The sequence below is a fragment of the Sphingobium sp. Cam5-1 genome, assembly GCF_015693305.1.
Lineage (GTDB): Bacteria > Pseudomonadota > Alphaproteobacteria > Sphingomonadales > Sphingomonadaceae > Sphingobium.
Map to the genome: position 1 here is coordinate 37,320 of NZ_CP065141.1, position 26,390 is coordinate 63,709.

The following is a 26,390-nucleotide window of genomic DNA, read 5'->3' on the forward strand; positions in this document are numbered from 1 at the left end:
GCCCTCAAGCCGAGCCGCCAGCGGCCGACACAGGTTATCACTTCACGGTCGGGAAGCCGAGGCGAGCGCGAAGGTCCGGATTCAGTTCGACAACGTGGAAACCGGTCGTGACGCAGGCGAACCAGATGTGCCCGGACTCGGGAACATAGCGTACATGCGACGCACACCCGTCGCTTACCTGGTCGTTCAACCCTGTCCTCCAGTTTATCCAGCTTAGCCCGTTGCCACTTAGCGGGGTATCGGGATTCGCACCCGGCTTATAGTAGCCGACTTCAACCGGCTTTGTAGGATCGCGCAAATCAACGATCCTCACTCCGCCAGCGAAGAAGGGGAACAGACCAAGCCTCGTGTTCCTTGCATCGTCGACATCGTTGTAATGCGAGGCAACCGCGCCGAGGCGCTCGGTGATGTCTGGGATGTTGAAGCTCGCATAGGGATCCTCCTTCCGAGGAGTAAATCGTATCGCGTCGCAGTTCTCCTTGATATTCATTTGCAGCTTGAACTCGCCGACGACCTTTGGATTCTTCTCGTCCGCGATATTGATGATCCGCGGCCATGTTCCAGGACAGGCGCCCAGTTCGGCCGCACCCACCAGGTATGGAACTCCGTTGATCGACGCGGGCACGACAGAATGCATACCGCCTTGCTTGGCTTCGCCGACGAGCCTCATCTTCGGTTGAGAGCGCCCATCGACGATGTCGCTGTTATCGAGAATGTAGACGCTGCCGTTCTCCACAGGCACGTCCCCGGTTTCGGAGGCGAAGACAGCCGCGTAGATCCGCCGCTCATCACGGCTGATCGACACTTCATGTGGCGTGAACCCAGCCGTCAATCCATTGGGTCGCGTGACGCCGAAGCGGCCGAGATAGCGGGGGCGCTTCATGTTGCTGATGTCGAGCACATGCACGCCACCCTTCCCCGAACCGAGTCCGGGCGCGAGTTCTGTACCGTAGACGCGACGACCGTTGGGAGAGATTGTCACCGAGTGGATGTTGGCGGGCCACTTGAACTCGCTCTGCAATTTGGGATTCAGGCAGTTCGAGGCATCGTAGATGCTGAGCCAAGCTGCGTCCTCCTCGCCCCGGCCAGCAATTCCTCCCGAGTAGGCGCCGGCGACGAGAACTTTGCGACCTGGTGCCGCAATCGCGTGCATCGTCTCTACCGCATCGATCGAGCCCCGGTCCCGCAGCAAGCGCACGGGCTTTGGAGCCCGGGGGTCCCTTACGTCGATAACCGCGACGCCCGCTGGCTCGCGGAGGAACAAGGCAGATCGGCTGTTGGCGGTTGCCGGGCCTGTCTGCTTGACGGTGGATACATAGGCACATTGATCGACCCATGAGAGCTGTATATTGCCGCCGCGGTTCCAGATGTCCGTGCGACCGACGAGGCGAACGCCAGCATGATAAGGAAGTTTGGACCGGCCGCTCACCACGTCTTCGATCGTGGTTTGGCCCTGAAGCCCGGTTTCGGGGCGATCGCCGGGACCAATGACGACCTGGGAAGACGCCGGCCATCCGCTACACAGACAGGCTAGGCCGAGCGGGGCAACGACCGCGAGCCTCCGAATCTTGGTGGCTGTCACCGCAGTCAGGCGCGAAAGAGCCTCTGTGGTGCGGATCGTCGGTGAACGCCGCGATGCTCTATCGTGCGTCGCCGCCCCGATCTCGACCATGCCCGGCTTCATGACGCCGACCGGTTTGGCGGGCAAATCATCGGCAAGAACAACATTCCCATGCGCTTCGCTTAACATCCGCAACATCTTTCTCTCCTTTGCTTGGCGCGTCCTCAACTCACCCCCCTCCCGGATCGTCATGTTCCAGACTGAGCAGACATGATGCTCGTCGGCGACCAGCACCTCATGGGTGAAGAAGGGAAGCCTTGTCCGCTGCGCCGCGACGCGCGCGATCTGCTGATCGTGCGTGAGGCTCGTAACCTCATTAGCGTCGTGCCGGACGATAGGACTCGCACAGATTTCGCGGATCAGTTCCAGGTTCCCGTTGTTCCAGACTTCTTCCCAGTACAGGTTGATGAGTTCGATGCCCGAGCGATGCATATGAGGATCCTTGATGCTAAACTGAATATACTGGGACAGATACGGGTTGCGCGCGCCGCTTCACCGCGAAAAGGGGCGTCCGAGGTAATCTTCCAGGTCGCGCGCGTACCTGCGGGCGACGATGCAACCCTCGCCTTGAACGCCAGACGGCGATTCCGGCGGGGTCGCTTACTCATCTGGCCTCCTGTGCCGCCACCACCATGGCTGTCGTCAGGCCGGCGACCCACTCATCCCGCTGGTCAAATTTCCCGACCCACCTCTGTGGGTGTTTTACCATCAAACCCCGCGATCAAACATCTAACTGATTTGAGCTTGCAGGATCGCTCATCCGAACGACCCTGCCCGCATGGCGCTCGCTCGGATCAGAAGGAGCGGCTGAGGCGCGCGCCCCACGTCCTGGGGGCACCCCAGTGACCGATATATCCAAACCCGAGATTACCCGTAAGAGTCTTGTATGCCTTGTTGCCCAAATTGTTGACGAACAGCGACAGCGTGGTTTTCCTGTCCACATCGGAGATCGTCGCGTTTAGGTCAACCACGGTGTAAGGCCGTTGTCGGTCAAGGGCGTCGAGGTTGAAGTAGGAGAAGACGACGGTCGAATTGTGCCGCGCACTTGCGGTGAGTTCTAGCTCGTTCAACAGTTCTCCGCCAAGATCGAAACGCTTGGATGCACTCGCGTTAACGGTCCACTTCGGCGCGAAATTCAACGTCTTTCCAGCGAGATCGTAGGGGACGAGCGTCAGCGGCTCCGTCGAGGTGAACTCCGTGAACTCCGTGTGCACGTATGTGGGCGCAAGGGTGAAGGTGAGGTCGGGGACTGGGCTGTATCGGATCTCAAGTTCGGCGCCATACGCCTTCGCTTGCGCATTGTCCGTGAGGAAGTCGTTCGGGGGAACCAGCTTTTCGACCTGCAGGCCCGAATAGTCATAGTAGAAGGCCGCGAAGTTAGCAGTCAGTTTGCCGTTGAGCAGGCGGGACTTCACGCCAAGCTCGTAGGAATCGAGCGTCTCCGGTCCAAAAGCCGGCGCGGAGCCATCGCTTGCCGGCACGTTGCCGCCGCCGCCCTTGTAGCCGCGGCTCCACTGGATGTAGCTCTGGATTTCTGGCGTGAAATCATATTGAAGGGCAACCTTTGGGAGCAACTTGGTTTTTTTGATGGTGCCGCCCGCGACTGCTACCGTAGGGATGAGGGGTTCAAGGCCCGAAATCGACTCATACTCATTCTTGTCGTAATTGAGGCGCATACCCACATTCAGCCTCAAGGCGTCCGTGAACGAATAGGTCGCGTCGAAGTATGCCGCAAAATTGTCCACTTTGGCTTGCTGGCCAAGATTTTGCGTCAGGACCGCCGCCGGATCCGGATTCTCGATGATGACATCTATAACACTCTTATATTCCTCGTGGTAATAGAAGGCCCCGAGGATGAAATTAAATTTATCGAAATTTCCGAACAGGTTGAACTCCTGGCTTATCGATTCGGATCGACGCGGGTAAATCGCCGTATAGAGGTAGGGAAATGCGGTGCCATCGTCGTCGTTGGCGCCCCGCGTCTTCCCAAGGATATAGTTCGTCAGAGACTTGACGGTGATCGCATCGGACGCCTCCCACGTCACGCCTGCCTGGCCGATGAGCAGCTTGTTTACCGCACTGTGCGGGCGATTCGAGATCGTCTTCCAAGGCTCATTCGTCCAATCCACCCCTTCGACCCCGAGGCTGATCGGCCCAACCGGGCTCTGGTCGGTCTTGGCCGCATTGTCCTCATCATAGCGGAGCGACAGGTCCACCGTCAGGCTAGACGTAGGTGTCAGGCGCAGCGCGACACGGCCATATTTGGCGTCCGTTCCGCCGCCAATACGCTCCACCACGTTAAGGGGCCTGAGGATGTTTTCGACCGGGCCATCCTGCTTCTCACGTCCGCCGCTGAGCCTGATCTGCACGCCATCGGAGAGTGGCCCTGAGACAAACCCGCTTATACCGACCTGATTGCGGCCTCCTACAATAGCGTCGATGCGCCCCGTCCACGTCTTGGTTGGGCTAGCGGAGATGAAGTTGACCGCGCGCAGGGTTCCCATGAAAGGCCGGGGCAAATAGGCGCCATCCGAATAGATCGCGACCGTCGGTTCGGACGAACCAGCAAAAAGGGTCGAGCCGACGCCGCGGATAGTCACAATGGTGTTGCCGAAGGTGGGGACGAACACCAATCCAGGAATCACATTGGCCAGGGCTATGGTATCAGTGACGCCCCGGCTGAGAAGGGTGTCGCCACTCACGGCGGTGATCGAAGCGGGAATATCCTGAACGCTGACGCTGCGCCTCAGCGCGGTCACGACGATGTCGGAGCCGTCATTGCCGCCACTCGACGGCGGGGCCTGAGGCTCTGACGCGGCCGACCCGGGCTCGGTTGCGCCGGCACCCGCAGCCACGGGAGTCTGAGCCCCTGCACCAGACGCTGCCAGCGCACATGAGAAAAGTATAAACGCGCCGCTCGACACACCCCAAAAATTCATATCATCCTCCCAGTGTTTCCATACACACTAGCCGCACTGAGGATATAGTCAATCGGGCTCTGTTGCAAAAATCGTGAAGCTTGAGCATGCTTGGCGGAGATTGGACGGACGGAACGATGACGGATTTCAAGTGGCGCCATTTCCAGGGTGATGTGATCCTGTGGGCGGTGCGCTGGTATTGTCGCTATCCGATCAGCTATCGCGACCTTGAGGAAATGCTGGCGGAACGCGGCATTTCGGTCGACCATACGACGATCTATCGCTGGGTCCAGTGCTACGCCCCGGAGATGGAGAAGCGGCTGCGCTGGTTCTGGCGGCGTGGCTTTGATCCGAGCTGGCGCCTGGATGAAACCTACGTCAAGGTGCGGGGCAAGTGGACCTACCTGTACCGGGCAGTCGACAAGCGGGGCGACACGATCGATTTCTACCTGTCGCCGACCCGCAGCGCCAAGGCAGCGAAGCGGTTCCTGGGCAAGGCCCTGCGAGGCCTGAAGCACTGGGAAAAGCCTGCCACGCTCAATACCGACAAAGCGCCGAGCTATGGTGCAGCGATCACCGAATTGAAGCGCGAAGGAAAGCTGGACCGGGAGACGGCCCACCGGCAGGTGAAGTATCTCAATAACGTGATCGAGGCCGATCACGGAAAGCTCAAGATACTGATCAAGCCGGTGCGCGGTTTCAAATCGATCCCCACGGCCTATGCCACGATCAAGGGATTCGAAGTCATGCGAGCCCTGCGCAAAGGACAGGCTCGCCCCTGGTGCCTGCAGCCCGGCATCAGGGGCGAGGTGCGCCTTGTGGAGAGAGCTTTTGGCATTGGGCCCTCGGCGCTGACGGAGGCCATGGGCATGCTCAACCACCATTTCGCAGCAGCCGCCTGATCGGCGCAGAGCGACAGCCTACCTCTGACTGCCGCCAATCTTTGCAACAGAGCCCCGGTGAGCACCCGCAGACCGATACCGCGATCCGACAGATTCTGCACCGTGCTGACCAGGTGGGTGAGCGTTCGGCCGAGCCGGTCGAGCTTCCAAACGATGAGGACATCGCCGTCGCGCAACGATTTCAGGCAGGCGGCAAGACCGGGGCGATCATCACGGCTACCGGATGCACGATCATCATAGATATTGCCTGGCTCGACACCGGCAGCGCGAAGGGCATCGTGCTGCAGGTCGAGCGACTGCGAGCCGTCGGCTTTGGACACGCGGGCGTAGCCGATCAGCATGGATCACAAACGAAGGTTTGAGGCGGTGACGAACATGAGCACATAAGATTGGGCTATTGTGTATCTTAACCAGCATCTCAATCAAGCTATCTCAAACCGTAGCTCGGAAAGAATAAGGAGCATGTATGCCGCGTCGCGTGACCCTGACCGATCGACAGCGCGAGGCGCTGCTTCACTTGCCGGTCGATCAAGGTGAGCTGCTGCGGCACTATACCCTCAGCGATGAGGATCTCGGGCATATCCGCCAGCGCCGGCGCGCCCACAATCGTTTTGGCTTCGCGCTGCAACTGTGCGTCCTGCGCTACCCGGGCCGGGTGCTCGCTCCTGGCGAGTTGATCCCGGCGCTGTTCCACATCCGCGACGCCTTCCGGTCCGGTGACATATGGTTGGCGGGATCGCGCCGCTATGGCGACCTCAAGCAGCTTCTGGTCCCGCCACAGGCGATAGAGCAGACCGCGCGGCTCGCCGTGCCGCTGCGACCCGGCGAATGGCTGGCCGAGCGCAGGGCTCGACTGGATACACGGCTGAAGGAGTTTGGCCGCGCGGCGCGAACCGGCACGATCCCAGGCGGCATCATCGAGAACGGCAAGCTGCACATCGACAAGCTGAGGGCCGACACGCCCGAAGGGGCCGAGGATCTCGTGCTCGATCTCTATCAACAGCTCCCGCCCGCGAGGATCACCGATCTGTTGCTGGAAGTCGATGAGCGAACCGGATTTTCCGAGGCGTTCACGCATCTGCGCACCGGCGCGCCCTGCAGCGACCGGATCGGCCTGATGAACGTGTTGCTGGCGGAAGGCGTCAATCTCGGTTTGCGCAAGATGGCGGCGGCGACCAACACGCACAGCTTCTGGGAATTGCTGCGGATCGCGCGCTGGCATGTCGAAGGCAGCGCCTATGATCGGGCGCTCGCCATGATCGTGGAGGCCCACGCCGCCCTGCCCATGGCCGCCTTCTGGGGACAAGGGCAATCGGCATCCAGCGACGGGCAGTTCTTCCTTGCTACCGAGCAGGGCGAGGCGATGAATCTGATCAACGCGAAATATGGCAACGTCCCGGGCCTCAAGGGATACAGCCATGTGTCCGATCAATATGCGCCGTTCGCAACCCAGGTGATCCCGGCAACGGTCAGCGAGGCTCCCTATATCCTGGACGGGCTGCTCATGAATGACGCGGGCCGCCGCGTTCGCCAGCATTTTGCCGACACGGGCGGCTTCACCGATCATGTGTTCGCCGCCTGCGCCTTGCTCGGCTACAGGTTCGCCCCCCGTATCCGCGATCTCCCTCAGAAAAGACTCTATGCCTTCACGCCCAACGCGACGCCGGCCAATGTGCGAGCGCTGGTCGGAGGTAAGATCAATGAACCGCTCATCGAGCGCAACTGGCCCGACATCCTGCGCATCATGGCGACGATCGCAGCGGGGATCGTCGCCCCCAGCCAGATTCTTCGCAAGCTCGCCTCTTACCCGCGCCAGAATGAGCTGGCCCTCGCATTGCGAGAGGTGGGCCGCATCGAGCGAACCCTGTTCATGATCGACTGGATTCTTGATGCCGGCCTCCAGCGCCAGGCTCAGATCGGCCTCAACAAGGGTGAGGCCCACCACGCCCTAAAGCGCGCCATCAGCTTCCACCGCCGAGGTGAAATCCGGGATCGATCCGGCGAAGGCCAGCACTATCGCATCGCCGGAATGAACCTGCTCGCCGCCATCATCATATTCTGGAACACCATGAAGCTCGGCGAGGTCGTCAATACCCGGGCCGCCAGCGGTACCCATATCGCGCCTGATCTACTCGCCCACGTCTCGCCGTTGGGATGGGAACACATCAATCTAACCGGGGAATATCGCTGGCCAAAATCCTTAGCGTAGGATTCCGCCCCCTCCCGCAAACGCCCCCAGTGAAGGGGCAACGGATCGGCTATGTCCGGGTCAGCACGTTCGATCAGAATGTGGATCGCCAATTGGAAGGTCAGTCGCTCGATCGGACCTTCACCGACAAGGCATCGGGCAAGGACGTCAACCGCCCCCACCTTGAGGCTCTGCTCACTTTCGCCCGCGAAGGCGATACCGTCGTCGTCCACAGCATGGATCGGTTGGCCCGCAATCTGGATGACCTGCGCAAGCTGGTCCAGGGCCTCACCAAGCGAGGTATCCGGATCGAGTTTGAGAAGGAAAGCCTGTCCTTCTCGGCCCAGTCGGCCCGAAGCTGCGATTTTGGTCATCTTGGAGAACACGTCGGGAACGGGCTGGTTGTTGTTGACGATCGCCCATGCGAGGAACGACGTTCCGCTCCGATAAGGGAGCGGCGTTATGAGCCTTGGCGTTTCGAGTGGGGATCTGATCGGCTCCTGGAGCCTGAGTTTTTCGGACATCGCGTTCGTGACCGGCAAAGCGGAGACGGCACGACTGGGATTGGCGGTTCAGCTTAGATTTTTCGCCGGGCATGGCTTCTTTGTGCCGGATCATGCGTCGATACCCTCCGACGGTGTCTTGTATCTGGCGGAGCAACTTGGTCTCGATGCCAAATCCGTGAACCACTATGATTTTTCCGGGCGCACCGCCCGCCGGCATTGCGCGGAGATTTTGCGGCATCTCGGGTTCCGCCGTATGACGCAGACGGATCGCAGGGCGTTGTCGAGGTGGATTTCCGACGATCTTTGTGCGGGCGGGCAGCCGATCAATGCCATGCTCGAGCATGTTTTCCTGTGGTGCCGCGACCGCCGTATCTATGGGCCGTCGCGCAAGGAGCTGGAACGCCTCGTCCGTTCGCAACGACACCTCTATCTGGAGGCCCTGTTGGCCCGAGTCCGCGATCGGCTTGCGCCGGATGCGGTCGCCTTGCTGGAAGCCTCGCTCGCCGATCCCGATGGCCCGACCGGCTTCAACACGATGAAGGGGGATGCAGGTCAGGCGACGCTCGAAAACATTCTTGGCGTGACCGCCAAACTCGCCTTTATCCAACGGCTTGCTCTTCCCCGAGATTTCCTATCGGTCACGGGCAAGGCATGGGTCGATCAGATCGTTCGCCGGGTTGCCGGCGAGAAAGCCTCGGAGATGCGCCGGCATGTACCGGCGCGCCAGCTCGGGCTCTATGCCGTTTATCTGATGGCGCGGGAAGCTCAGCTTACGGATGCGATGGTCGACCTGCTGATCGAGACGGTCCATAAGATCGGATCGCGCTCGAAACGCAAGGTGGTGGGCGATATCGCGAAAGACATCGAGCGGGTCTATGGCAAGGAGCGACTCCTGGTCGAGATTGCCAGCGCTTCGATCGACGATCCATCCGGGCGCATCTGCGATGTCATTTTCCCAATCGCCGGCAAGGACAAACTGGCGGCGATCATCAAGGAAAGCCAGGCAAAGGGCGCCTTGGATCGGCGGATCTACAAGGTGATGCGGAGGTCATGGGCCAATCATTATCGCCGTATGCTGCCAAGCCTGCTTTCGGCACTGGAGTTCCGGTCGAACAACGCCGTGTGGCGTCCGGTGCTGGCGGCCCTGGACTGGATCAGAAGCAAAGTGGATGATGGATGCCGCTACGTGCCGCCGCACGCAGTGCCGGTCGACGAGGTCATTCCGGCGAGATGGCGCAGTTCCGTCATTGATGAAGAGGGGCGCGTAAACCGGATCAGTTATGAGCTTTGTGTCCTCGCGCAACTGCGCGATCGCATCCGTTCTAAGGAAATCTGGGTTGTCGGGGCGGACCGATACCGCAATCCCGATGACGATCTTCCCAAGGACTTCGATGCGCGGCGAGAAGCATATTACACAGGATTGAACCTGACGGCGGATGCGCGTGCATTTTCAAGCGCCATCCGGGAAGAGCTTGCTCAGGAACTGTTGCTCCTCAATGCCAATATTCCCCGGAACGACAAGGTTCGGCTGCTGTGGCGCGGCGAGAACCGTATATCTCTCACCCCGTTCAAACCCTTGCCCGAACCCAGGGGTCTCGCCTCGATCAAGACCGAGATCGGCCAACGCTGGCCGATGACCGGGCTGCTCGACGTACTGAAGGAGGCTGCCCTTGATACGGGACTTCTCGAAGCGTTCGAAACATCGGCCTCGCGTGTTGCACTGCCGAAAACCGCGCTGGATCAACGTCTCCTGCTATGCCTCTACGGCCTGGGAACGAATGCCGGGCTCAAGCGGATCGCCGGCGCCACCCCCGATGTCAGCTATGAAGAGCTGCTGCATGTCCATCGCCGCTTCGTTCATGCCGCGGCGCTCAAGGAGGCGTGTGCCAGGGTTGCGAATGCGACCCTGGCAATCCGCAATGCTGCAGTCTGGGGGGACGCCGGCACGGCCTGTGCGTCAGATTCCACAAAGTTCGGAGCCTGGGATCGCAACCTGATGACGGAATGGCATGCGCGTTATGGTGGACGGGGCGTCATGATCTACTGGCATGTCGAACGACGCGCGACATGCGTCTATTCCCAGCTCAAGCGCTGCTCTTCCTCCGAGGTCGCCTCCATGATCGAGGGCGTGCTGCGCCATTGCACCGACATGGAAATCCAGCGACAATATGTTGATAGTCATGGCCAAAGCGCGGTTGGCTTTGCATTTTGCCGGCTTCTCGGATTTGAGCTTGCACCCCGCCTGAAAGCGATCGCTCGCCAGAAGCTGGCTCTTCCCGATGTCGGCATGCGAACGCGGCTTCCCCACTTGCAGCCGATCCTCTCCAGTCCGATCAACTGGGATGAGATCGAGCAGCAATATGACGAGATGGTCAAATATGCAGCCGCGATGCAGACAAAAACCGCCGACCCGGAGGCGATCCTGCGCCGGTTTAGCCGCTCCGAGGTGATGCACCCGACCTACAAGGCGTTGAGTGAGCTGGGCCGCGCGGTCAAGACGATCTTCCTGTGCCGGTATCTGCGCGAGGAGTCCTTCCGCCGCGAAATTCATGAAGGCCTGAATGTCGTTGAAAACTGGAACAGTGCCAATGGGTTCGTTTTCTTCGGCAAGGGCGGCGAGATCGCCACTAACCGCATCGATGAGCAGCAGCTCTCGGTCCTGGCGCTACATTTGCTGCAAGCGTCGCTTGTCTATGTGAACACCCGAATGCTTCAGAGCGTGCTGGTGGAACCGAAATGGACGGGCCGGATGACGCCGGATGATTATCGCGGCCTCACACCGCTGATTTACAGCCACGTCAATCCTTATGGCCGCTTCGACCTCGATCTGAATAGCCGGATCGATTTTGGGCGGCTTGCTGCCTGACCGGGGCCTTTCCGCTCGCACCATTTGGGTGCACCCGAACGTGACGATCGGAAGTGACATATACGACATGTCACAAAAGGGTGGTTCCGTCACCAATGTTACTGTACGAGGGCAAAGCCACCCTAATGTGACGGATTTGCCCATGACCCGCGTCGGCTACGCCCGCGTCAGCACCATCGACCAGGATCTCGACATCCAGGTTGCCCGGTTGAAGGCAGCGGGCTGTGAAATCCTCCGCTCCGAAACAGGCTCGGGCGCATCGCGCACTGGACGCACGGAGCTTGAGACGATCATGCAGTTCCTGCGCGCCGATGACGAACTCGTCGTCCTGCGTCTCGATCGGCTCGGTCGCTCCACACGCGATGTTCTCAATCTGGTTCATGAACTCGACCAGAAGGGAGCCTCATTGCGGGTGCTTGAGCCGGAGGTGACGACGGCCGGAAGCATGGGGCGGATGGTGATCACCATTCTGGGCATGGTCGCGGACATGGAACTGACGTTCATCAAGGACCGGCAGCGCGCCGGGATCGAGGCGGCGCGCGCCGAAGGCGTCTACAAAGGCCGGAAGAAAAACATCGATGACGATGAAATCCGACGCCGGATCACCGCCGGCGCGAGCAAGGCCAGCGTCGCGCGCGACCTCAAGATCTCAAGAATGACCGTCTATCGGGCGCTTGACGTCATTCCTTCAAGGATCGGGCTGCCGGAAAAGCCGCCTTCTGTCACCATCGCCCTGCATCTGACCATCGAGAACTTCAACAAGCATGGTCGTGGCAGAAAGCCCGCTCGCGAGCGCATTGAGGCGATGCTGGAGCGGGATTACCAGATGCAAAAGACCGGGAACTGCGATTACACGCTGACCGTCGCCTATGATCAGGGTGCCGATGGCGTCAGCCTCGATGATGAGATCGCATCTCTCCAGACAGAGATGTTCAACATCGCAGAGAGCTACAGGTGCTCGATCGAGACCGATGTTTACGAGATTGGAGGACAAGAGCGAGCCTGGTAGATCGCCATGTTCAATCTTTGTTCTTCAACATGGCCAAAATCGCAGCTTCGGGCCGACTGGGCCCTATACCCAGCGCCTGTTCTGGGATCTGGGCGGGGATTCTTCGCCCTTCCGTAACATCGATTTCATGCCCGAACTTTTCTACCTGCTACCGGCCGTATCGAAGGGCACATTGGCGTTCGGCGGACAGGCGGGGCTGCGCCATGAGTCCAACGGCCGCGATGGGTTGGCGTCGCGCAGCCTCAACACCCTCTATGTCCAGCCTGTGGCGACGATACCGATCGGAGACTACAAGCTGTCGCTGGGCCCGCGCTACTCCTTCTATGTCGGTGACCTTGAAGACAATCCGGATGTGAAACGCTATCGCGGCCACACGTCCTTGTTCGCGGAGTTTGGCCGTGACGACGGGCTGCGACTGACTACCAACAGCCGCATTAATTTCTCGTCGGGCAAGGGCGCAATAGACGCTGAGCTTTCCTATCCGCTGGACAAGATCGTTGACACCAACCTCAACGTCTATGTCTTCGGCCAAGCCTTTGCTGGCTATGGCGAAAATCTGCTCGATTATGACCGCAAGGCGACACGACTGCGGCTTGGGGTCGCTATCGTCCGCTAATCCGGAACCGGGCAGAATCTATCGTAAGGTAGCGGGCCCGGCGTTGGACGTCCCCTTACCCTGATGCAAAAGTGATTTATGCATCATCGGAAGGCCAACGGCGTAAGAGTCTGTTTGAGAATTCATGAGATGATCGGGAGATTGCCATGTTACGTATTTTTATTGCTGCCACTACTATGGCAGTCTTGCTTTGGTCGCTGCCTGTATCCGCTGAAGAAATCCCTCGCTGCTCCTCCTCGTCTATTCCCGCAGCAGACAAGGCGCGCCTCACGGCGGAATACAAGCGGCGGTTTCTGGCTGAAGGGAAAACCAAGGCCGATGCCTGGGCCGGTGAGCAGGGAAGGCGCCATCGCGAAATCATGGAAAGGCAAGGTATCTGTCCCCCACGCGAACCGGCGAATAGCCAAGCCAATTCAGCGCCCCCGCCTCGAGAACAACCGACGAGCAAAAACCGTAAAAAGGGCAAGTGTACCCGTACCGTCTGGCAAACTCGTCATATAGCGAGCGCAGGTGGAGGCCCAATGAATACGATTAGGGTGCCTGTCTGCGTGAACTAAGCGAGCGACAGCAATGCTGGTGTGTTCGGTTATCCCGCCAAAGGGCACACAGGAAAAGCTCTGGTGCGAAGTCAAAAGTTTCGCATCAAACCAAAAGCCGCGCTTTTCCGTGCCCTTCCCTGATGCAAAAATCTGATGCAGAATCGCGCCATGATTTACGGCTATGCGCGCGTCTCCACCAACGGCCAAGATTTGGCCCAGCAGCTCGCCCAGCTTGAGGCGGCGGGCTGCGCGAAGATCTACCGCGAGAAGATCAGCGGCGCGTCGGCCGAGCGGCCCCAGCTCAAGCGCGCGATCGGCGCGCTCGATCCCGGCGACGTGCTGATGGTGACGGCGACCGATCGCCTCGCCCGCAACACGCGCGACCTCTTGAACATCCTCCATGCGGTAAAGGAGGCCGGGGCCGGCTTCCGCTCGATCGCCGAACCGATGGTGGACACGACCTCGCAGCTCGCCGAAGTTGTGATTGCCGTTCTAGGCGTCGCGGCCAGCTACGAGCGCCAGCGGATCGCCGAGCGCACCAGCGCTGGCCGCGCCCAGGCCAAGGCGCGCGGGGTCAAGTTCGGCCGCAAGAGCGCCCTCACCCCGCACCAGCAGGCCGAGGCGCGGCGCAAGCTCGACGCAGGCGACACCCAGCGATCGGTCGCGGCGCTGTTCAACGTCAGCCAAGCGACGATTTCGCGGCTACAGGGGTGATGAGCGACGCCCCCCGCCCTCTCTGGCGTTGATTTAGGCGGCGATCGCCGGCGCACATTCCCAGCGCCTGCCATGCCAGCGGAATCCTACCCGCTGCGCGTTGCTGATCGCTGGCGGCTCGCCCTTGCGCCAGAAGGCGCGCATCTTTGCCTGATCGTCAAGATGAGCGTCGGCCACGATCGCGCGCGCGGCCTGGATGAACTGCCCATGCCCGAACACATAGACCAGCGAGGCGGGCGGCATGGCGGCGAGCCGCGCCAGCGCGGCCTCGCAGCGCCGGAGCAGGGTGGCGAAGCTCTCCGCCCCTTCCCCGTCGCAATAATCAGGATCGGCCGCGCTCCAATAGCGTTCGAGGTGCGGCATCCGCTCCGCGCTGCGCGTGCCGTTCCAGCGCGCCGGTTGCAGATAGGTGAACTCCTCTATCGGCCACACTTCCACCGGCACGCCGGGAAAGCGCGCGATCGTTGGCGCAGCCGTCTGCTGCGTGCGGGTATAGGGCGACGTGACGATGAGCGCGGGCGCTTCTATCCAGCTCGCCGCGACTTCGCGTGCCTGTTCCTGGCCCAGCTCCGTCAGCTCGATCGCGCCGAGATCGTGGCAGGGCACGCCGGCGTTGCCGGTAGATTCGCCGTGGCGAATGAAGATTACGCGCATGGCTATTCAAACAGTTCCGCATGAGTGCCGGCGCGCACGAAGTTCACCAGATTCCCCTCAATCGTATAGATCAGCAGGAAATCGCCGCCGATATGGCACTCGCGATGATCGCTCCAATCGCCTTTCAGCGGATGATCCAGCCATTCCGGGCCTAACGGCGCGTCGTTGGCGATGAGCATCATCATCGCCTCCTTGAGCTGTTTCATGTTGTAGCGCCCGCTGCGCGACAGCCGCTCCCAATCCTTGACGAACCTTTTTTCGTAGGACGCCTCTCTTGGGAACGCCGCCCGCTTACTGCTGGCGGGCTTCTTGGTCGAGGGCATCGAACATTTCCTGGGCATCGGTGAAACGGGCGCGGCGAGCCTTCATCGTCGCGCGGGACGCCTCGATCGCGGCGCGCGTCTCGGCGTTCGGCACCTTCAGCTCGAACGGCAACGCATGATCCTTGGCGACCCGCGTGAGGGTCATGCGGACCACATCCGAGACGGTCAGCCCCAGCTCGGCCAGCACGGCGGCGGCTTCATCCTTCAATGTTTCGTCGATGCGCGCGCGCACGAAAGCGGTAGCGGCCATTGGAACCTCCTTAGTCAAGCCGATAATGTAGCTCAGTTGAGCAACAATTTCAATCCAGGCTAGGGGGCGGCGCCTGCCGCTGGCGCGGCACCGTGGCCCTACTCGCTTCGTTCCCCAAGCCCGCAAGCGGTCTTGGCCCAAGGTGACGACCCACATGGCGGGGGCGAGATCGCAAGCGGGTCTCGCTTCATGGTGCCGGCGTGCGCCGGCGTCGATCCTGTTTGAAGGGGGAAAGGCGGTCCCGGCCGCCTCTCCCCCGCAACGGGATTAGACGGGGCCGTGCCTCGCTGCGCTGCGGCCGCACCACCCCCATCGAATCCCGCTGCCCCCCTCTCTCGCCGGCGTTCTTGGGCGTCCGTGTTCCGGCCGATGGCATGGCCATCGCCGAACAGGCGATTTGAAGGGAGTAAGGACGATGACCCACGAAACCCGCGAAAGCTGGCTCAATGCGGTGGCGGCGGGCATGGCCCCGCTGTTCGAGGTGCTGGACGCCCCCCTGCCCGACCGCGTGCGCGTGGCGATCGGCTTCACCAGCAGAGGCGCGAAGGCCAAGGCGATTGGCGAGTGCTGGGATAATCGGTTGAGCGCGGACGGGCATTTTGAAATCTTCATCCGCCCGGACCTGGCGCACGCGCCCGACGCGATGCCGGCGCAGATCGCAGCCATCCTCGCGCATGAGCTGGTCCATGCCGCTGTCGGCATCCCGGCAGGGCATGGGAAGACGTTTAACGGGTCGCCCTTGGGCTGGGGCTGGTCGGGCCGATGCGCGCCACCACCCCCGGCGAGGCGTTCCTTGCGGCCATCGCGCCGATCCTGGAGTGCGTTGGCCCCCTCCCCCATGCCCGTCTCGACACGGACGGGGAGTCGACCGCGCCCAAGAAGCAGAAAACCCGGATGCTCAAATGCGAGTGCGCGACGTGCGGCTATACCGTGAGGACCGCGCGCAAATGGCTTGAGCAGGCCGGAGCGCCGCTTTGCCCGATCGAGGATCACGGCCAGATGGAGCATGAGCCGCTGGACGATGACGACGCCGAACCGGAGGAATGATGCGGCGCGCTTTCGTCATTTCAGATTCAGCGCCTCCCTATCGTCATTTCGGGAACGACAGGGCTTCCCCTCCCGGTCTATTGTGTATACAAGTATAGGATTATACGTGTAGGAGTGTAGCATGAAGGTTCTCGCCATTCTCTCACAGAAAGGCGGCGTTGGGAAAACGACGCTCGCGACCTGTCTGGCAGTCGCGGCCGAGCAGGCGGGCAAGGTCGCCGCGATCATCGACCTGGACCCGCAGGCGACGGCCTCGTTCTGGAAGGACGTGCGCCAGCTCGACACGCCCGCCGTGGCGTCGATTCAGCCGGTGCGCCTGCCCGCTATGCTCAAAGCCTGCGAGGACGCCGGCACCGATCTTGTCGTGATCGACGGGGCGGCGGTCGCGCGCGACGTGGCCTATGAGGCAGCGCGTCACGCTGATTTCATCCTGATCCCGACTAAGACGGCCGTGTTCGACACGATGAGCATGACGCACACCCTCGACGTGGTGCGCCAGCTCGACCGCGCCTTTGCCGTGGTCCTTACCTTCGTGCCCCCGCAAGGTCAGGAAACTGGCGATGCGATTCAGGCCGTGGCGGAGCTAGGCGCGACGGTTTGCCCGGTGACGATCGGCAACCGCAAAGCCTTTTTCCGCGCCCAAGCCGCAGGCCGGGCCGTGCAGGAGTTCGAGCCGCATGGGCCAGCGGCCGACGAAATCCGCCGACTATACGAGTATACAAATATACGCCTATACAATCAGGCGGAGGTGGCGTGATGGCGAAGGGCGGAAACAGTCTGCAAGCGGTGCTGAACCGCGCCAAGGCGGACGGAGACGCGGCCCCGGCCCCAGCGTCGGCGATCGAGCCGGTAGACGTGACCCGCAAGGCCCCGCCGAGCGGCCGACAGGGGACCAAGCTGATTGGCGGGCATTTCCCTCCCGAGGTCAGCACGCAGCTTCGCATTATCGCGGCCGAGGAAGGGACGACCGTTCAAAGCCTGCTGGGCGAGGCGCTGGACGACCTGTTTGTGAAGAAGGGAAGGGGGCGCATCGCCGGCTAGTATAGATGTATACAATTATACACCTATACATCTATACACCTATACTAGCGCAAGGGGGCAGTCTTGTGCTTGTTGCGACAGAAGCCGATGAAGGCGGCGCGGGGGCTTTTCAGTTCCGGCCGCCCGCTGTCGATCCACCATGACACCCATTGGTCATAGAGCGCGTAAACGTCATAGCCAGGCGCAACGCTCTTGGCGTCGTGGAAGCCTTCGGGGTCGATATAGGGCCGCTCGGGTTCCGCCTCGATCGCCTCGACCGTATCCAGAGCCTCGCGATTGCGGAACGTGACCGTATCGCCGTTCATTTCCACGGCATAGTCGGGCAGATGATCGTGCGCGACGAGATCGCGCAGCATCGAGCGGAACACGCGCAAATGGCTACTCGCGCCGGTCTTTTTCTGTAGCGTTTCGACCGAGATCGACCATTTTTCCTGCGCGCCGCAATGCTTGCGCGCCAGCTCGTAGATACGCCGTTCGAGCGGCTTGCGGAGGCGGAAATAGTCGCGATGGAGCGTCAGGACGCTGCGCCCCTCAACCATCTTGAACAGCCAGTCGGATAGCGTGACCTTGATTTCCGACATTTGGCCGGAGCGGGTTTGCCGCACGATCCGCCATTCATTGATGAGGCCGAAACCTTCGGTGATTTCCTCGCCATCGGCCTTGATATTCGTGGTGATCCGCGTCCCCGACAGCCGCTCGAACGCGCTCCGCAGCCGGTCATAGCCGTCGCCATCGGTTTGCCGGTTGGTCCACACCAGTAGATCGCGAGCAGTGAGGTGCAAGGTGCGGCTCGGTCGCTCCCCCTGGTTCATCTTCCCGATGAGCTGGGAGATGCAGTAGATCAGAATATCCTTGTCGTGGATCGTCGCCAGCCCTTTGACGCTGGGGACGATTTCGAGCTTGTTGCCGTTATGCTCATAGCGGAACACGCGCCGATCGGGCTTGGTCGCGAGCGAGAAAATCGGATGCTCCATCGAGGCCATGTCATCCTTGGGGATGGCGTCGAGAACATCGCAAATGAACAGATCGGGATCGGGGTAGCGAACAGGCAGCAGGGGAGGGCGTCCCTCCGCGCCGTTCGGGGTTTCATTGACGGCAAGCGGGAGTTCGGGGTTTCGTTGACGGTCAGGCTCGATTCGGGGTTTCATTGACGCGCACCGTAGATTCGGGGTTTCATTGACGCAACGGAAAAGTTCGGGGTTTCATTGACGGGTGATCGCGATTCGGGGTTTCGTTGACGCAGATTCGGGGTTCTGGAGTCACCAGATTCGGGGTTCCGTTGACGCCGAGGGCAAAAAAACGCCCGATTATTCTAATATTTTCAGTTGCTTATGAAACCGCCAAAATCCCGTAACACGACTCTTTAACCCATATATTAACACTAGGCCGACCTGTGGATAACTTTAACCGCAGCGCCCACTCGACGCCGGATCATCGTGGTTTCACCCACCAGCGTCCCGCCAGATCGAACAACTTGTCCTGATTTTCGGGACAGAGGCAGCATGATCCACTCGCGCCGCGCTACCGGCACCGGTCAGAGGGAAGAAAAGCGCCGCCTCTTGGGGGCTTCGCCCCCGCCGGCTCGCGGCCTTCGGCCGCCCCGGATCGCTTTGCGATCCTCCCACCCGGCATCCCCATGATGAGCCGGCTTCGCCGGCACGCTTTTTGCTAGATTGAGGATCGTTTAAACGCCCCGCTTCTATCGACACCACAGCGCCAGCGGCACCGTCGCAATTGGCTTTCCAGGAAAGCCAGGCGGATAGGGCGGTGATCGAGCCGAGAGGGCAGGGGAGGCGGAAACGTCGCAGCAGGGGCGATTTCCGGGCCGCTGGGCTTCATTCTGGACGTTTGGCAGGCCGGGGAGGGTCCAAGCGGCAATGGCGCTCTACGGGCTTCCCATGCGGCCGATTTCTGGAAAGCTAGATCCTCGCGAGGTCGGGGATCGAAACGGCGAGCCTCAAGGTTTGTGCGCCAGGCAACGATTTCACGGATTTGGCCCCGAACATTGCTGCGGGAGAGGGCGGAATCCTACGCCAAGAGCCGGCAGGGCAGGGCGCGGAAAGTCCGCTAAACAACGCCAAGGGCGAACAGACGGCGAACATGTATATTTGTATACGCCTATACATTCGCGCCTAGTGGCGCGTCCGCTTCGGTGGCGTCGGCGCGGCCATCAGCTCATCAAAGGCGGAGTCATCGCCCAATGCGTAGCGGCGCAGCGGATCATCCTCGGTCATGCGGCCGGCCTGGACTTCGCGCCATGTCACATATCGCAGCCGGCTCCGGTCCAACGCGCCATCGACAAGACATTCCGCGCGCAGGAACATCCATATCTGGCCCTGCCGGTGCTGGGCGAAGGCTTCAAGATCGCCGTTCGTCTCTTGGAGATGCACCGCCACAAGATCGCAGACGAGATTGAATATCCGCATGAGGCCGAGCCGGCTTTCCTCATCGGTGATCGCTTCGTGCAGCTCCAACACTTCGTCGCGGATCGCCGGAAGAGGTGCGGAACCGCTCTCTCCATAGGCCATGAGCCGGTCCCAAAGATCAATGACGCGTTGGTCCATATTCTATCCTTCCGCCCTTGGCGGCAGTTCTGACACTATACAGCAAACGGCCTTTTTCACTTCGTCGATAGTGTCCGTTCACGCCTTGTCGAACTTCCCGGCGAACTCGCGATCGGCGTAGTAGCGCAGCTTGGCGGCGACGATCGGCCGTTGCCCCGCAAGGAACAGGAGCTGCAAATCCTCGCGCAGCGTGCGGACTTCATCCGGCGTCAGCAACGGCCGCGCTACATGCTGCGATCCGAACGATATGCCGGTTTCCTCCGCGTCGATCGCGCGGCTCATCGTCTCGAACACGACTGTCTCCTGGCCGAGCAGATCGGAGACGAGCCTGGCGCTGTCGTGATCGTTGACGCCGAACACTTGCAGCACGCCGGCGTTGGACAGGAAGGTGCCGGCGCGGCGCTCGTAGAGCGCGCGGAGCTGGTGAACATCTTGCAGGATCGGCCAGAGCTGGATGCCATAGCCGGCCATCAGGCCCATCGCGCGCTCGACGGGTTCGAGGCGGCCGAGGGCGGCGAACTCATCGAGCAGGAACAGGACGGAGCGGGCAGGGGAGGACGGCGCGCGCGCCAGATCGGTCAGCCCTTGCGCGAGCATCAGGCGCAGCCAGCGGGCATAGGTGGCGAGCCGATCGGGCGGCAACACCAGATAGACGGTGGTGGCGTGCGCCTTCACATCGGCGAAGGTGAAATCCGAGCGCCCCAGCACGGCCGACATGCGCGGCGAATCGAGGAAATGGGTATGGCGCTGCGCGGCCGACAGCACGCCGGCGGCCTCGCGATCGGACTTGCCCAGGTGGCGGTTCGCGGCGCGGGCGATCAGGCCGCGCGCCTGCGTGCTGCGCGACATTTCCCGCAGCATCCTTTGGAAATTATCGGGCGCGAAGGTGAGGCAGTCGCGCACCGCTTCCAGCGTGCGGTCCTGGCCTCGCGATTCCGGGTCGCACGCCACCCACAGGAGGATGCCGGCGATCAGCGCCTTGGCTTCCTCGTTCCAATGCGCCTCGCCGGCTTCGCCGGGAGCGTCATAGACCAGCGCGTCGGCCAGCGTCATGCAGTCGTCGGCGAGATCGAGGCCGGCAGGGTCGATGCGATCGAGCGGATTGAAGGCAGCGCCGGGAAGGCCCGTCACCCCGAACGGATCGAGGACATGGACCGGGCCGAACTTTGCCCGATGGCGGGCGGTGATGCGGGCATTCTCGCCCTTGGGGTCGATGCAGACGACCGGGCCGGGATAGTCGAGCAGGTTGGGAATGATGGTCCCCACGCCCTTGCCGGTGCGCGTCGGCGCGATCGTCAGCAGATGCGAGGGGCCGGCATAGCGCAGCAGCCTGCCGTTCTTGCGGTCGCGGCCGATCAGCAGGCCGTCGCCATTTTGGGCGAGGGGGCGAGTTTCCCGATCGGTGGCGAAGCGGGCCGAGCCGTGCGTGGCATCGCCGGCAGGGCCGCCGTAGCGCAGGATCAGCGGTTGAAAGAGGGCGCGCAGCGCGACGAGGATGACGACGATCGCCGTCAGCATCATGACGGTCTGATAGATATGGGAATCGTGGGCCAGGCCGAGCAGCCTGCCAAGAATGAGCGGCACCCCAAGCCCCAGCACCAGGCCGGTGATGAGGAACAGGACCAGGACGCCGAACAGGTGGCGGATGAGGGCGACCGGGCTGGTGACGAGGGCCGTGATCGCCCATATCGGCTGTTCGCGCGCGAGCCGCGCGAGGTTGCGGATCGCGCGGCCGAGCTGGCGGAACCATTCCATCATCAGGATTCCCTCCCGCTGTCGTTTTCGAGATGTTCGGCGCAGATCGCGGCGGCGATCGTGTGGAGATGCTTCACGCGGTCAACGAGCCAGGCCAGTTCGTCGGGGGTGATTTCATAGGCATGGGAATAGCGCGCCTCGACATAGGCGCGCTGGAGCTGCGCAAAATGGCGGCGGGCGGCGCGGGTATCGCGCGGCCAGGCTTCGATCAGCCGGGGATCGAGATTTTCGGCAAGCGAGCGCAGGATGCCGATGCGGTGCGATTTGGGCGCGTAGAGCGTCAGGACGAGCAGCAGGCCATGATAGGCGCGCTCGACGGCCTGGTGGAGCATGAACGCGGCATGGTTGGTCTCGCCGTCGCGGATCGCATATTCGGCGAGCGTCAGGCAGTATGCGGCATCGGGGAGCCACTTGTCATAATGCGCCCTGGCTTCGGCGTGGCGTTCCTGCGCGTCGAGCTGGCGCGGCACGGCGAGGCGCTGTCCCGGCGCTTCGTAGAGGGCGATCCCATCGCGGGCTATGTCGGCGAAGAAGGGACGGCCGCGCGCGAGCTGGTCGTTCACGTCCATCAGCGAATGGACGATGAAATTGACGGGCGTGGCGAGCTGGCGGGTGACGGTCAGCTCGCGCACCAGATGATCGTCGGCGACAGCCCACCATGTTGCAGATCGGTGAAGGTCTCGGAGTTGACGATGACGAGCAGATCATAGTCGGAGATATAGCCGCTGGCGCGATCCTCGACCCAATCGCCGCGCGCGTAGGAGCCGAACAGGATCAGCTTGAGGATGCGGCCGCCCTTGCGCTTGTCGGAGAGCTTGGTTTTGACGGCATCCTCAAATTCATCGAACAGGACGCGGGCGACCCGTTCCAGCTCGCGGCGCTTGGCGGCGGGAAGATGATCGAGGCCGGCGCGCATGGTCAGCGCGCTTCGGGCAGGTCGATAGCGGTGATGCCCTGAGCGGCGGCGATGGCGTCCACCAGGCTATCGACGGTTTCCATGCGATGGCTGGGCCAGTCGCGTGAGACGGTGACATAGCCGGCGTCGGTCTGGACGTTGATGATCGCCGTGGCGGGCAGCAGATCGAGCAGGGTTGCGAGCTTGTCCTGAATATCGGGGGTGATGTGGTCGATGCCGGGGCCGACCATCAGGAGCTGCCAGGAAAGGCGCGAGGTGTCGTCAGTCATGGGCGGTCTGTTCCTTGCTGTCCTGTCCTTCCGCTTCCGCGTCGAACGCACGTTTGCCGCGCCGCTTCCAGAGCGCGAGCGCGTTGCCATCATCACGCGCGCGGGCGGCAAGATCGAGCATCGCGCCGTAGAGCGTTGCGCGATCGTCGTCGGCCAATTCGACGAGGCCGGCCTTCTGGACGAGGCCGCCCAGCTCTATGAGATGGCGGGTGCGTTCGCGGCGCTGCACGACCCATCCTCTCGTATCGGTGCGGCGCTTGGCGGCTTCAACCCTGTGCCTCGCCTGCGCCAGTCTGGTTTCCGCTTTCGCCGTTGCCGCCAGAGCGTCGCCCAGCCTTGCGCCCGCGTCCCTGAAAGAAGGCCGCGCCCCGCGAGCGCAACGCCTCCTTTTCGCCAGCGTCGGCCGATTCCACGGCAGCGAGCAGCGCGCCGGCGAGTGTGTCGAGATCGAGCGCATCGGCCCCGGTTGCCGTCACCAGTAACCCAAGTTGCTCGATCTTCTTGGCCTTGATAGACTTGGCCTTGTCGCTCAGTGCCCGCAATTCGGCGTCATAGTCGCGCGTTTTTCGCATCACTCTCTCCCTCGCGCCCGTCGAACAGGAGCCGCACAGTAGCACGATCGCGCTGGCAGGACAGCGGTTCCATCATGAAATGCGGCCAAGTCAATCACGCGAACGGCAGAGAGTGGTGAGTGCGCGCTTATACGTCGTTGCCGACGTGCGCTAAGAAGGGCAGTATAGCGGCTGTCATGGCGATCTACCATTTCTCGGCCAAGGTCATCAGTCGCGCCAACGGATCGAGCGCCGTTGCGTCGGCTGCCTATCGTGCGGCGGAACGGCTGCACGACGACCGGCTCGGGCGCGACCATGATTTCTCGAACAAGGCCGGCGTCGTTCATTCGGAAATCCTGTTGCCCGAAGGTGCGCCGGAGCGTTTAAACGACCGCACGACCTTGTGGAACGAGGTCGAGGCGGGGGAGGTCAGGAAGGACGCGCAGCTTGCCCGCGAGGTAGAGTTCTCGATTCCGCGCGAAATGAATCAGGTGCAGGGCGTCGCGCTCGCCCGCGAATTTGTCGAAAAGCAGTTTGTCGAACGCGGCATGGTCGCGGACCTCAATGTCCATTGGGACATGGGCAAGGATGGGATGCCCAAGCCCCACGCGCATGTCATGCTGTCGATGCGCGAGGTGGACGGGGAAGGGTTCGGGAAGAAGGTCCGCGAGTGGAACCGAACCGAGCTGTTGGAGAGGTGGCGCGAGGCATGGGCGAACCATGTCAACGAGCGGCTTGCCGAGCTGGATATTGATGCCCGCATAGATCATCGCACCTTGGAGGCACAGGGGATCGACCTGGAGCCGCAGCACAAGATCGGGCCAGCGGCATCGCGTATGCCCGAACAGGGCCTTGAGGCGGAGCGGGTCGAGGATCATGCGCGGATCGCGCGCGAGAATGGCGAGAAGATCATCGCCAATCCGGAAATCGCGCTCGACGGTATCACGCGGCAACAGGCGACGTTCACGCGGCGCGACCTGGCGCAGTTCGCGTTCCGGCACAGCGACGGCAAGGACCAGTTCGACCAGGTGATGAGCGCGGTGCGGACCAGCCCCGAGCTGGTGGCGCTGGGCAAGGACGGACGCGGCGAGGACCGCTTTACCTCGCGCGATATGATCGACACCGAGCAGCGGTTGGAACGCGCCGGCGATCGGCTTGCTGGACGGGAGGGGCATGGTCTCCCGGCGGCAGCGTGGAATCGTGACGCCGCCGCCGGAAGTGGGGGCCTGACACTCGGGGCAGAACAGCAGGCCGCGCTGGCACATATCACCGGCAAGGGCGATCTTTCAATTGTGGTCGGCTACGCCGGCACCGGCAAATCGACCATGTTGGGCGTTGCGCGCGACGAATGGGAGCGCGCCGGCTATCAGGTGCGCGGCGCGGCCCTGTCGGGGATCGCGGCCGAGGGCTTGGAAGGCGGCTCCGGCATCCAGTCGCGCACGATCGCCAGCATGGAATATCAGTGGGGCCAGGGGCGCGAGCTGCTAGGTCCGCGTGACGTGCTGGTGATCGACGAGGCCGGCATGATCGGCACGCGCCAGATGGAGCGCGTGCTGTCAGAGGCCGAGCGGGCAGGGGCTAAGGTCGTTCTTGTCGGCGACGCCGAGCAGTTGCAGGCGATCGAGGCCGGCGCGGCGTTCCGCGCGCTGGCCGAGCGCCACGGCGCGGCCGAAATCAGCGACGTTCGCCGGCAGCATGAGGACTGGCAGCGCGACGCCACGAAGGCGCTGGCGACGGGCCGCACCGGCGAGGCGATCCATGCCTATGAGCAGCACGGCATGGTCCACGCGGCCGACACGCGCGAAGCTGCGCGGGGCGAGCTGGTGGGCCGCTGGGACGCGCAGCGGCTTGCCGATCCGGACAAGACGCGGATCATCCTCACCCACACCAATGCTGAGGTGCGCGATTTGAACCAGGCCGCGCGCGAACGTCTGCGCGACGCCAGCGAGCTGGGGGCGGACGTGCGCGTGTCGGCCGAGCGGGGGCCACGCGACTTCGCCAGCGGCGACCGCATCATGTTCCTGAAAAACGAGCGCGGCCTTGGCGTGAAGAACGGCACGCTGGGAAAGGTCGAGCGCGTTTCGCCCGACAGCATGGCGGTGCAGCTCGACGATGGCCGGAGGATCGCGTTCGACCTCAAGGACTATGCCCATGTCGATCATGGCTATGCCGCGACCATCCATAAGTCGCAGGGCGTGACGGTGGATCAGGCGCATGTGCTGGCGACGCCGGGGATGGACCGTCATTCGGCCTATGTCGGCATGTCGCGGCACCGTGACGGGGCGCAGCTCCACTATGGGCGTGATGATTTTGCCGATCAGCGTCAGCTCGCCCGTGTCCTGTCGCGTGACCGCGCAAAGGACATGGCCGGCGACTATGGGCGTGAGGGCGCTACGGCCGAGCAGGACCGGGTGCGTGCGTTCGCCGAGCGGCGCGAGATCCGGTTCCCGGAACTCGCGCGGGAGATGGTCGCCAAGGTGCAGGCGAAGGCCAAGGGCATGTTCGCCGGCTTCCGCCCGAAACCGACGTCGCCCGAGCCGGTGCGCGACGGCAAAGGGGGGCCGATCAACACCGGCTCCGAGCGGGGATCGCCCGCGCCCAATCAGGCCAAGGCGATCGAACGCTATGCGCGCGTCCAGGCCGATATGGACCGGATGCGCGAGAAGGGCTTGCCTGTGCTCCCGCACCAGAAAGAGGCGCTGGCGAAGGCCGGGGACGCGCTCGATCGGTTGCGCCCCCAGGCGGCTCGGGATTTGGCTTCCGCGTTCGAACGCAACCCCGCACTGGTGCGCGACGCGGCCGAAGGCAAAGCCGGCGGGGCGGCGCGGGCAATGGCCGAGGAAGCCCAGGTCCGTTCCAATCCCGAACTGCGTGCCGACCGCTTCGTGGAGCGCTGGCAAGGTATGGCGCGCGAGCGGGCCGAGCTCGCGCGCAGCGGCGATCGTGCCGGCGCGGAGCGCACGGCCAAGAAGATGGATGGCTTGGCGGGAGGACTGCATCGCGATCCGCAGCTCGAATCCGTGCTGCGGCGGCGCGCGCCCGAACTGGGGCTGGAGATGCGCCGGGATCGTCCGATCAGCCAGGAATTGACCCGTTCGCTGGAAATCGGCCGCGATCGAGGGTTGAGCCGATAAGGAGAGA

19 protein-coding genes and 6 pseudogenes are annotated in these 26,390 nt (G+C 62.4%); 12 read left to right on the forward strand and 13 right to left on the reverse strand.

Annotation, left to right across the window (positions count from 1 at the left end; translation table 11 throughout):
- Nucleotides 1-37 precede the first annotated feature (37 nt).
- Nucleotides 38-2,053 carry a hypothetical protein gene (locus IZV00_RS20495; RefSeq protein ID WP_230463541.1) on the reverse strand — a complete coding sequence of 672 codons (2,016 nt, stop codon included), beginning with the start codon at nt 2,051-2,053 and terminating at the stop codon, nt 38-40.
- 362 nt (nt 2,054-2,415) lie between these two features.
- On the reverse strand, nt 2,416-4,476 hold the full coding sequence (locus tag IZV00_RS20505) for a TonB-dependent receptor (protein ID WP_196227725.1): 2,061 nt from the start codon (nt 4,474-4,476) through the stop codon (nt 2,416-2,418).
- A gap of 200 nt (nt 4,477-4,676) precedes the next feature.
- Between IZV00_RS20505 and IZV00_RS20510 the strand changes: the two genes are divergently transcribed.
- The gene (locus IZV00_RS20510) at nt 4,677-5,441 is read left to right on the forward strand and encodes an IS6-like element IS6100 family transposase (RefSeq protein ID WP_001389365.1); all 765 of its coding nucleotides are present in this window, start codon (nt 4,677-4,679) and stop codon (nt 5,439-5,441) included.
- A 53-nt stretch (nt 5,442-5,494) separates the two neighbouring features.
- Here the strand turns inward: IZV00_RS20510 and IZV00_RS20515 are convergent.
- Nucleotides 5,495-5,782 (reverse strand): annotated as a pseudogene (locus IZV00_RS20515) (recombinase family protein); the annotation flags it as partial.
- A 125-nt stretch (nt 5,783-5,907) separates the two neighbouring features.
- Here IZV00_RS20515 and IZV00_RS21580 point away from each other — a divergent pair.
- The 7 genes and pseudogenes from IZV00_RS21580 to IZV00_RS20545 all read left to right on the forward strand — a co-directional run.
- Nucleotides 5,908-6,114 (forward strand): annotated as a pseudogene (locus tag IZV00_RS21580) (DUF4158 domain-containing protein); the annotation flags it as partial.
- Between the two features lie 3 nt (nt 6,115-6,117).
- Nucleotides 6,118-7,650 (forward strand): annotated as a pseudogene (locus IZV00_RS20520) (Tn3 family transposase); the annotation flags it as partial.
- 29 nt (nt 7,651-7,679) lie between these two features.
- Nucleotides 7,680-7,982 (forward strand): annotated as a pseudogene (locus tag IZV00_RS20525) (recombinase family protein); the annotation flags it as partial.
- A 109-nt stretch (nt 7,983-8,091) separates the two neighbouring features.
- Nucleotides 8,092-11,001, forward strand: coding sequence for a Tn3 family transposase (locus tag IZV00_RS20530; protein ID WP_006961814.1), 2,910 nt, complete (start codon nt 8,092-8,094; stop codon nt 10,999-11,001).
- 142 nt (nt 11,002-11,143) lie between these two features.
- Nucleotides 11,144-12,010 (forward strand): recombinase family protein, encoded by an 867-nt coding sequence (locus tag IZV00_RS20535; protein ID WP_006961816.1) that lies wholly within the window; start codon nt 11,144-11,146, stop codon nt 12,008-12,010.
- Nucleotides 11,973-12,626 carry a phospholipase A gene (locus IZV00_RS20540; RefSeq protein ID WP_082594594.1) on the forward strand — a complete coding sequence of 218 codons (654 nt, stop codon included), beginning with the start codon at nt 11,973-11,975 and terminating at the stop codon, nt 12,624-12,626. The genes IZV00_RS20535 and IZV00_RS20540 overlap by 38 nt, the downstream gene beginning before the upstream one ends.
- A gap of 707 nt (nt 12,627-13,333) precedes the next feature.
- Complete coding sequence (locus IZV00_RS20545) at nt 13,334-13,879, forward strand: recombinase family protein (RefSeq protein ID WP_038292857.1); 546 nt, start codon at nt 13,334-13,336, stop codon at nt 13,877-13,879.
- A gap of 33 nt (nt 13,880-13,912) precedes the next feature.
- Here IZV00_RS20545 and IZV00_RS20550 read toward each other — a convergent pair whose 3' ends face one another.
- From IZV00_RS20550 to IZV00_RS20560, 3 genes are read right to left on the reverse strand one after another with little or no spacing between them, the layout of a single operon-like run.
- Nucleotides 13,913-14,533: a histidine phosphatase family protein gene (locus IZV00_RS20550; protein WP_017501689.1), complete on the reverse strand. Its 621-nt coding sequence runs from the start codon at nt 14,531-14,533 to the stop codon at nt 13,913-13,915.
- A 2-nt stretch (nt 14,534-14,535) separates the two neighbouring features.
- Entirely contained in the window at nt 14,536-14,856 is a 321-nt protein-coding gene (locus tag IZV00_RS20555) for a type II toxin-antitoxin system YafQ family toxin (RefSeq protein WP_026109291.1), read from the reverse strand.
- Nucleotides 14,825-15,106: a type II toxin-antitoxin system RelB/DinJ family antitoxin gene (locus tag IZV00_RS20560; protein ID WP_017501687.1), complete on the reverse strand. Its 282-nt coding sequence runs from the start codon at nt 15,104-15,106 to the stop codon at nt 14,825-14,827. The genes IZV00_RS20555 and IZV00_RS20560 overlap by 32 nt, the downstream gene beginning before the upstream one ends.
- 415 nt (nt 15,107-15,521) lie before the next feature.
- On the opposite strand from IZV00_RS20560, the pseudogene IZV00_RS20565 reads away from it, so the two are divergent.
- From IZV00_RS20565 to IZV00_RS20575, 3 genes and pseudogenes are all read left to right on the forward strand, one after another.
- Nucleotides 15,522-16,153: pseudogene (locus IZV00_RS20565) on the forward strand (transcription elongation protein SprT).
- A 121-nt stretch (nt 16,154-16,274) separates the two neighbouring features.
- Nucleotides 16,275-16,910 carry a nucleotide-binding protein gene (locus IZV00_RS20570; RefSeq protein ID WP_017501684.1) on the forward strand — a complete coding sequence of 212 codons (636 nt, stop codon included), beginning with the start codon at nt 16,275-16,277 and terminating at the stop codon, nt 16,908-16,910.
- Nucleotides 16,910-17,194, forward strand: coding sequence for a ribbon-helix-helix domain-containing protein (locus IZV00_RS20575; RefSeq protein ID WP_017501683.1), 285 nt, complete (start codon nt 16,910-16,912; stop codon nt 17,192-17,194). The genes IZV00_RS20570 and IZV00_RS20575 overlap by 1 nt, the downstream gene beginning before the upstream one ends.
- A gap of 44 nt (nt 17,195-17,238) precedes the next feature.
- Here IZV00_RS20575 and IZV00_RS20580 read toward each other — a convergent pair whose 3' ends face one another.
- The 7 genes and pseudogenes from IZV00_RS20580 to IZV00_RS20610 form a co-directional block, all read right to left on the reverse strand.
- Nucleotides 17,239-18,342: a replication initiator protein A gene (locus IZV00_RS20580; protein WP_004213366.1), complete on the reverse strand. Its 1,104-nt coding sequence runs from the start codon at nt 18,340-18,342 to the stop codon at nt 17,239-17,241.
- A 984-nt stretch (nt 18,343-19,326) separates the two neighbouring features.
- Nucleotides 19,327-19,758, reverse strand: a complete 432-nt coding sequence (locus IZV00_RS20585; RefSeq protein ID WP_017501681.1) for a hypothetical protein — start codon at nt 19,756-19,758, stop codon at nt 19,327-19,329.
- Between the two features lie 78 nt (nt 19,759-19,836).
- The gene (locus tag IZV00_RS20590; protein ID WP_026109289.1) at nt 19,837-21,513 is read right to left on the reverse strand and encodes a type IV secretory system conjugative DNA transfer family protein; all 1,677 of its coding nucleotides are present in this window, start codon (nt 21,511-21,513) and stop codon (nt 19,837-19,839) included.
- 2 nt (nt 21,514-21,515) lie between these two features.
- Nucleotides 21,516-22,429: pseudogene (locus IZV00_RS20595) on the reverse strand (HEPN domain-containing protein).
- Nucleotides 22,430-22,431: 2 nt separating this feature from the next.
- Nucleotides 22,432-22,698 carry a hypothetical protein gene (locus IZV00_RS20600; protein WP_026109288.1) on the reverse strand — a complete coding sequence of 89 codons (267 nt, stop codon included), beginning with the start codon at nt 22,696-22,698 and terminating at the stop codon, nt 22,432-22,434.
- Nucleotides 22,691-22,927: a conjugal transfer protein TraD gene (locus IZV00_RS20605; protein WP_017501678.1), complete on the reverse strand. Its 237-nt coding sequence runs from the start codon at nt 22,925-22,927 to the stop codon at nt 22,691-22,693. The genes IZV00_RS20600 and IZV00_RS20605 overlap by 8 nt, the downstream gene beginning before the upstream one ends.
- A gap of 37 nt (nt 22,928-22,964) precedes the next feature.
- Entirely contained in the window at nt 22,965-23,270 is a 306-nt protein-coding gene (locus tag IZV00_RS20610; protein WP_017501677.1) for a conjugal transfer protein TraD, read from the reverse strand.
- A gap of 176 nt (nt 23,271-23,446) precedes the next feature.
- On the opposite strand from IZV00_RS20610, the gene traA reads away from it, so the two are divergent.
- Nucleotides 23,447-26,383: a Ti-type conjugative transfer relaxase TraA gene (gene traA / locus IZV00_RS20615; protein WP_017501676.1), complete on the forward strand. Its 2,937-nt coding sequence runs from the start codon at nt 23,447-23,449 to the stop codon at nt 26,381-26,383.
- Nucleotides 26,384-26,390: the final 7 nt, after the last annotated feature.

Excerpts from the sequence above, each read along its gene's own strand:
- IZV00_RS20495 (WP_230463541.1), bottom strand. The coding sequence starts at position 2,053 with ATGCATCGCTCGGGCATCGAACTCATCAACCTGTACTGGGAAGAAGTC.
- IZV00_RS20510 (WP_001389365.1), top strand. The coding sequence starts at position 4,677 with ATGACGGATTTCAAGTGGCGCCATTTCCAGGGTGATGTGATCCTGTGG.
- IZV00_RS20530 (WP_006961814.1), top strand. The coding sequence starts at position 8,092 with ATGAGCCTTGGCGTTTCGAGTGGGGATCTGATCGGCTCCTGGAGCCTG.
- IZV00_RS20535 (WP_006961816.1), top strand. The coding sequence starts at position 11,144 with ATGACCCGCGTCGGCTACGCCCGCGTCAGCACCATCGACCAGGATCTC.
- IZV00_RS20540 (WP_082594594.1), top strand. The coding sequence starts at position 11,973 with ATGTTTACGAGATTGGAGGACAAGAGCGAGCCTGGTAGATCGCCATGT.
- IZV00_RS20545 (WP_038292857.1), top strand. The coding sequence starts at position 13,334 with ATGATTTACGGCTATGCGCGCGTCTCCACCAACGGCCAAGATTTGGCC.
- IZV00_RS20550 (WP_017501689.1), bottom strand. The coding sequence starts at position 14,533 with ATGCGCGTAATCTTCATTCGCCACGGCGAATCTACCGGCAACGCCGGC.
- IZV00_RS20555 (WP_026109291.1), bottom strand. The coding sequence starts at position 14,856 with ATGCCCTCGACCAAGAAGCCCGCCAGCAGTAAGCGGGCGGCGTTCCCA.
- IZV00_RS20560 (WP_017501687.1), bottom strand. The coding sequence starts at position 15,106 with ATGGCCGCTACCGCTTTCGTGCGCGCGCGCATCGACGAAACATTGAAG.
- IZV00_RS20570 (WP_017501684.1), top strand. The coding sequence starts at position 16,275 with ATGAAGGTTCTCGCCATTCTCTCACAGAAAGGCGGCGTTGGGAAAACG.
- IZV00_RS20575 (WP_017501683.1), top strand. The coding sequence starts at position 16,910 with ATGGCGAAGGGCGGAAACAGTCTGCAAGCGGTGCTGAACCGCGCCAAG.
- IZV00_RS20580 (WP_004213366.1), bottom strand. The coding sequence starts at position 18,342 with ATGAAACCCCGAATCGAGCCTGACCGTCAACGAAACCCCGAACTCCCG.
- IZV00_RS20585 (WP_017501681.1), bottom strand. The coding sequence starts at position 19,758 with ATGGACCAACGCGTCATTGATCTTTGGGACCGGCTCATGGCCTATGGA.
- IZV00_RS20590 (WP_026109289.1), bottom strand. The coding sequence starts at position 21,513 with ATGGAATGGTTCCGCCAGCTCGGCCGCGCGATCCGCAACCTCGCGCGG.
- IZV00_RS20600 (WP_026109288.1), bottom strand. The coding sequence starts at position 22,698 with ATGACTGACGACACCTCGCGCCTTTCCTGGCAGCTCCTGATGGTCGGC.
- IZV00_RS20610 (WP_017501677.1), bottom strand. The coding sequence starts at position 23,270 with ATGCGAAAAACGCGCGACTATGACGCCGAATTGCGGGCACTGAGCGAC.
- traA (WP_017501676.1), top strand. The coding sequence starts at position 23,447 with ATGGCGATCTACCATTTCTCGGCCAAGGTCATCAGTCGCGCCAACGGA.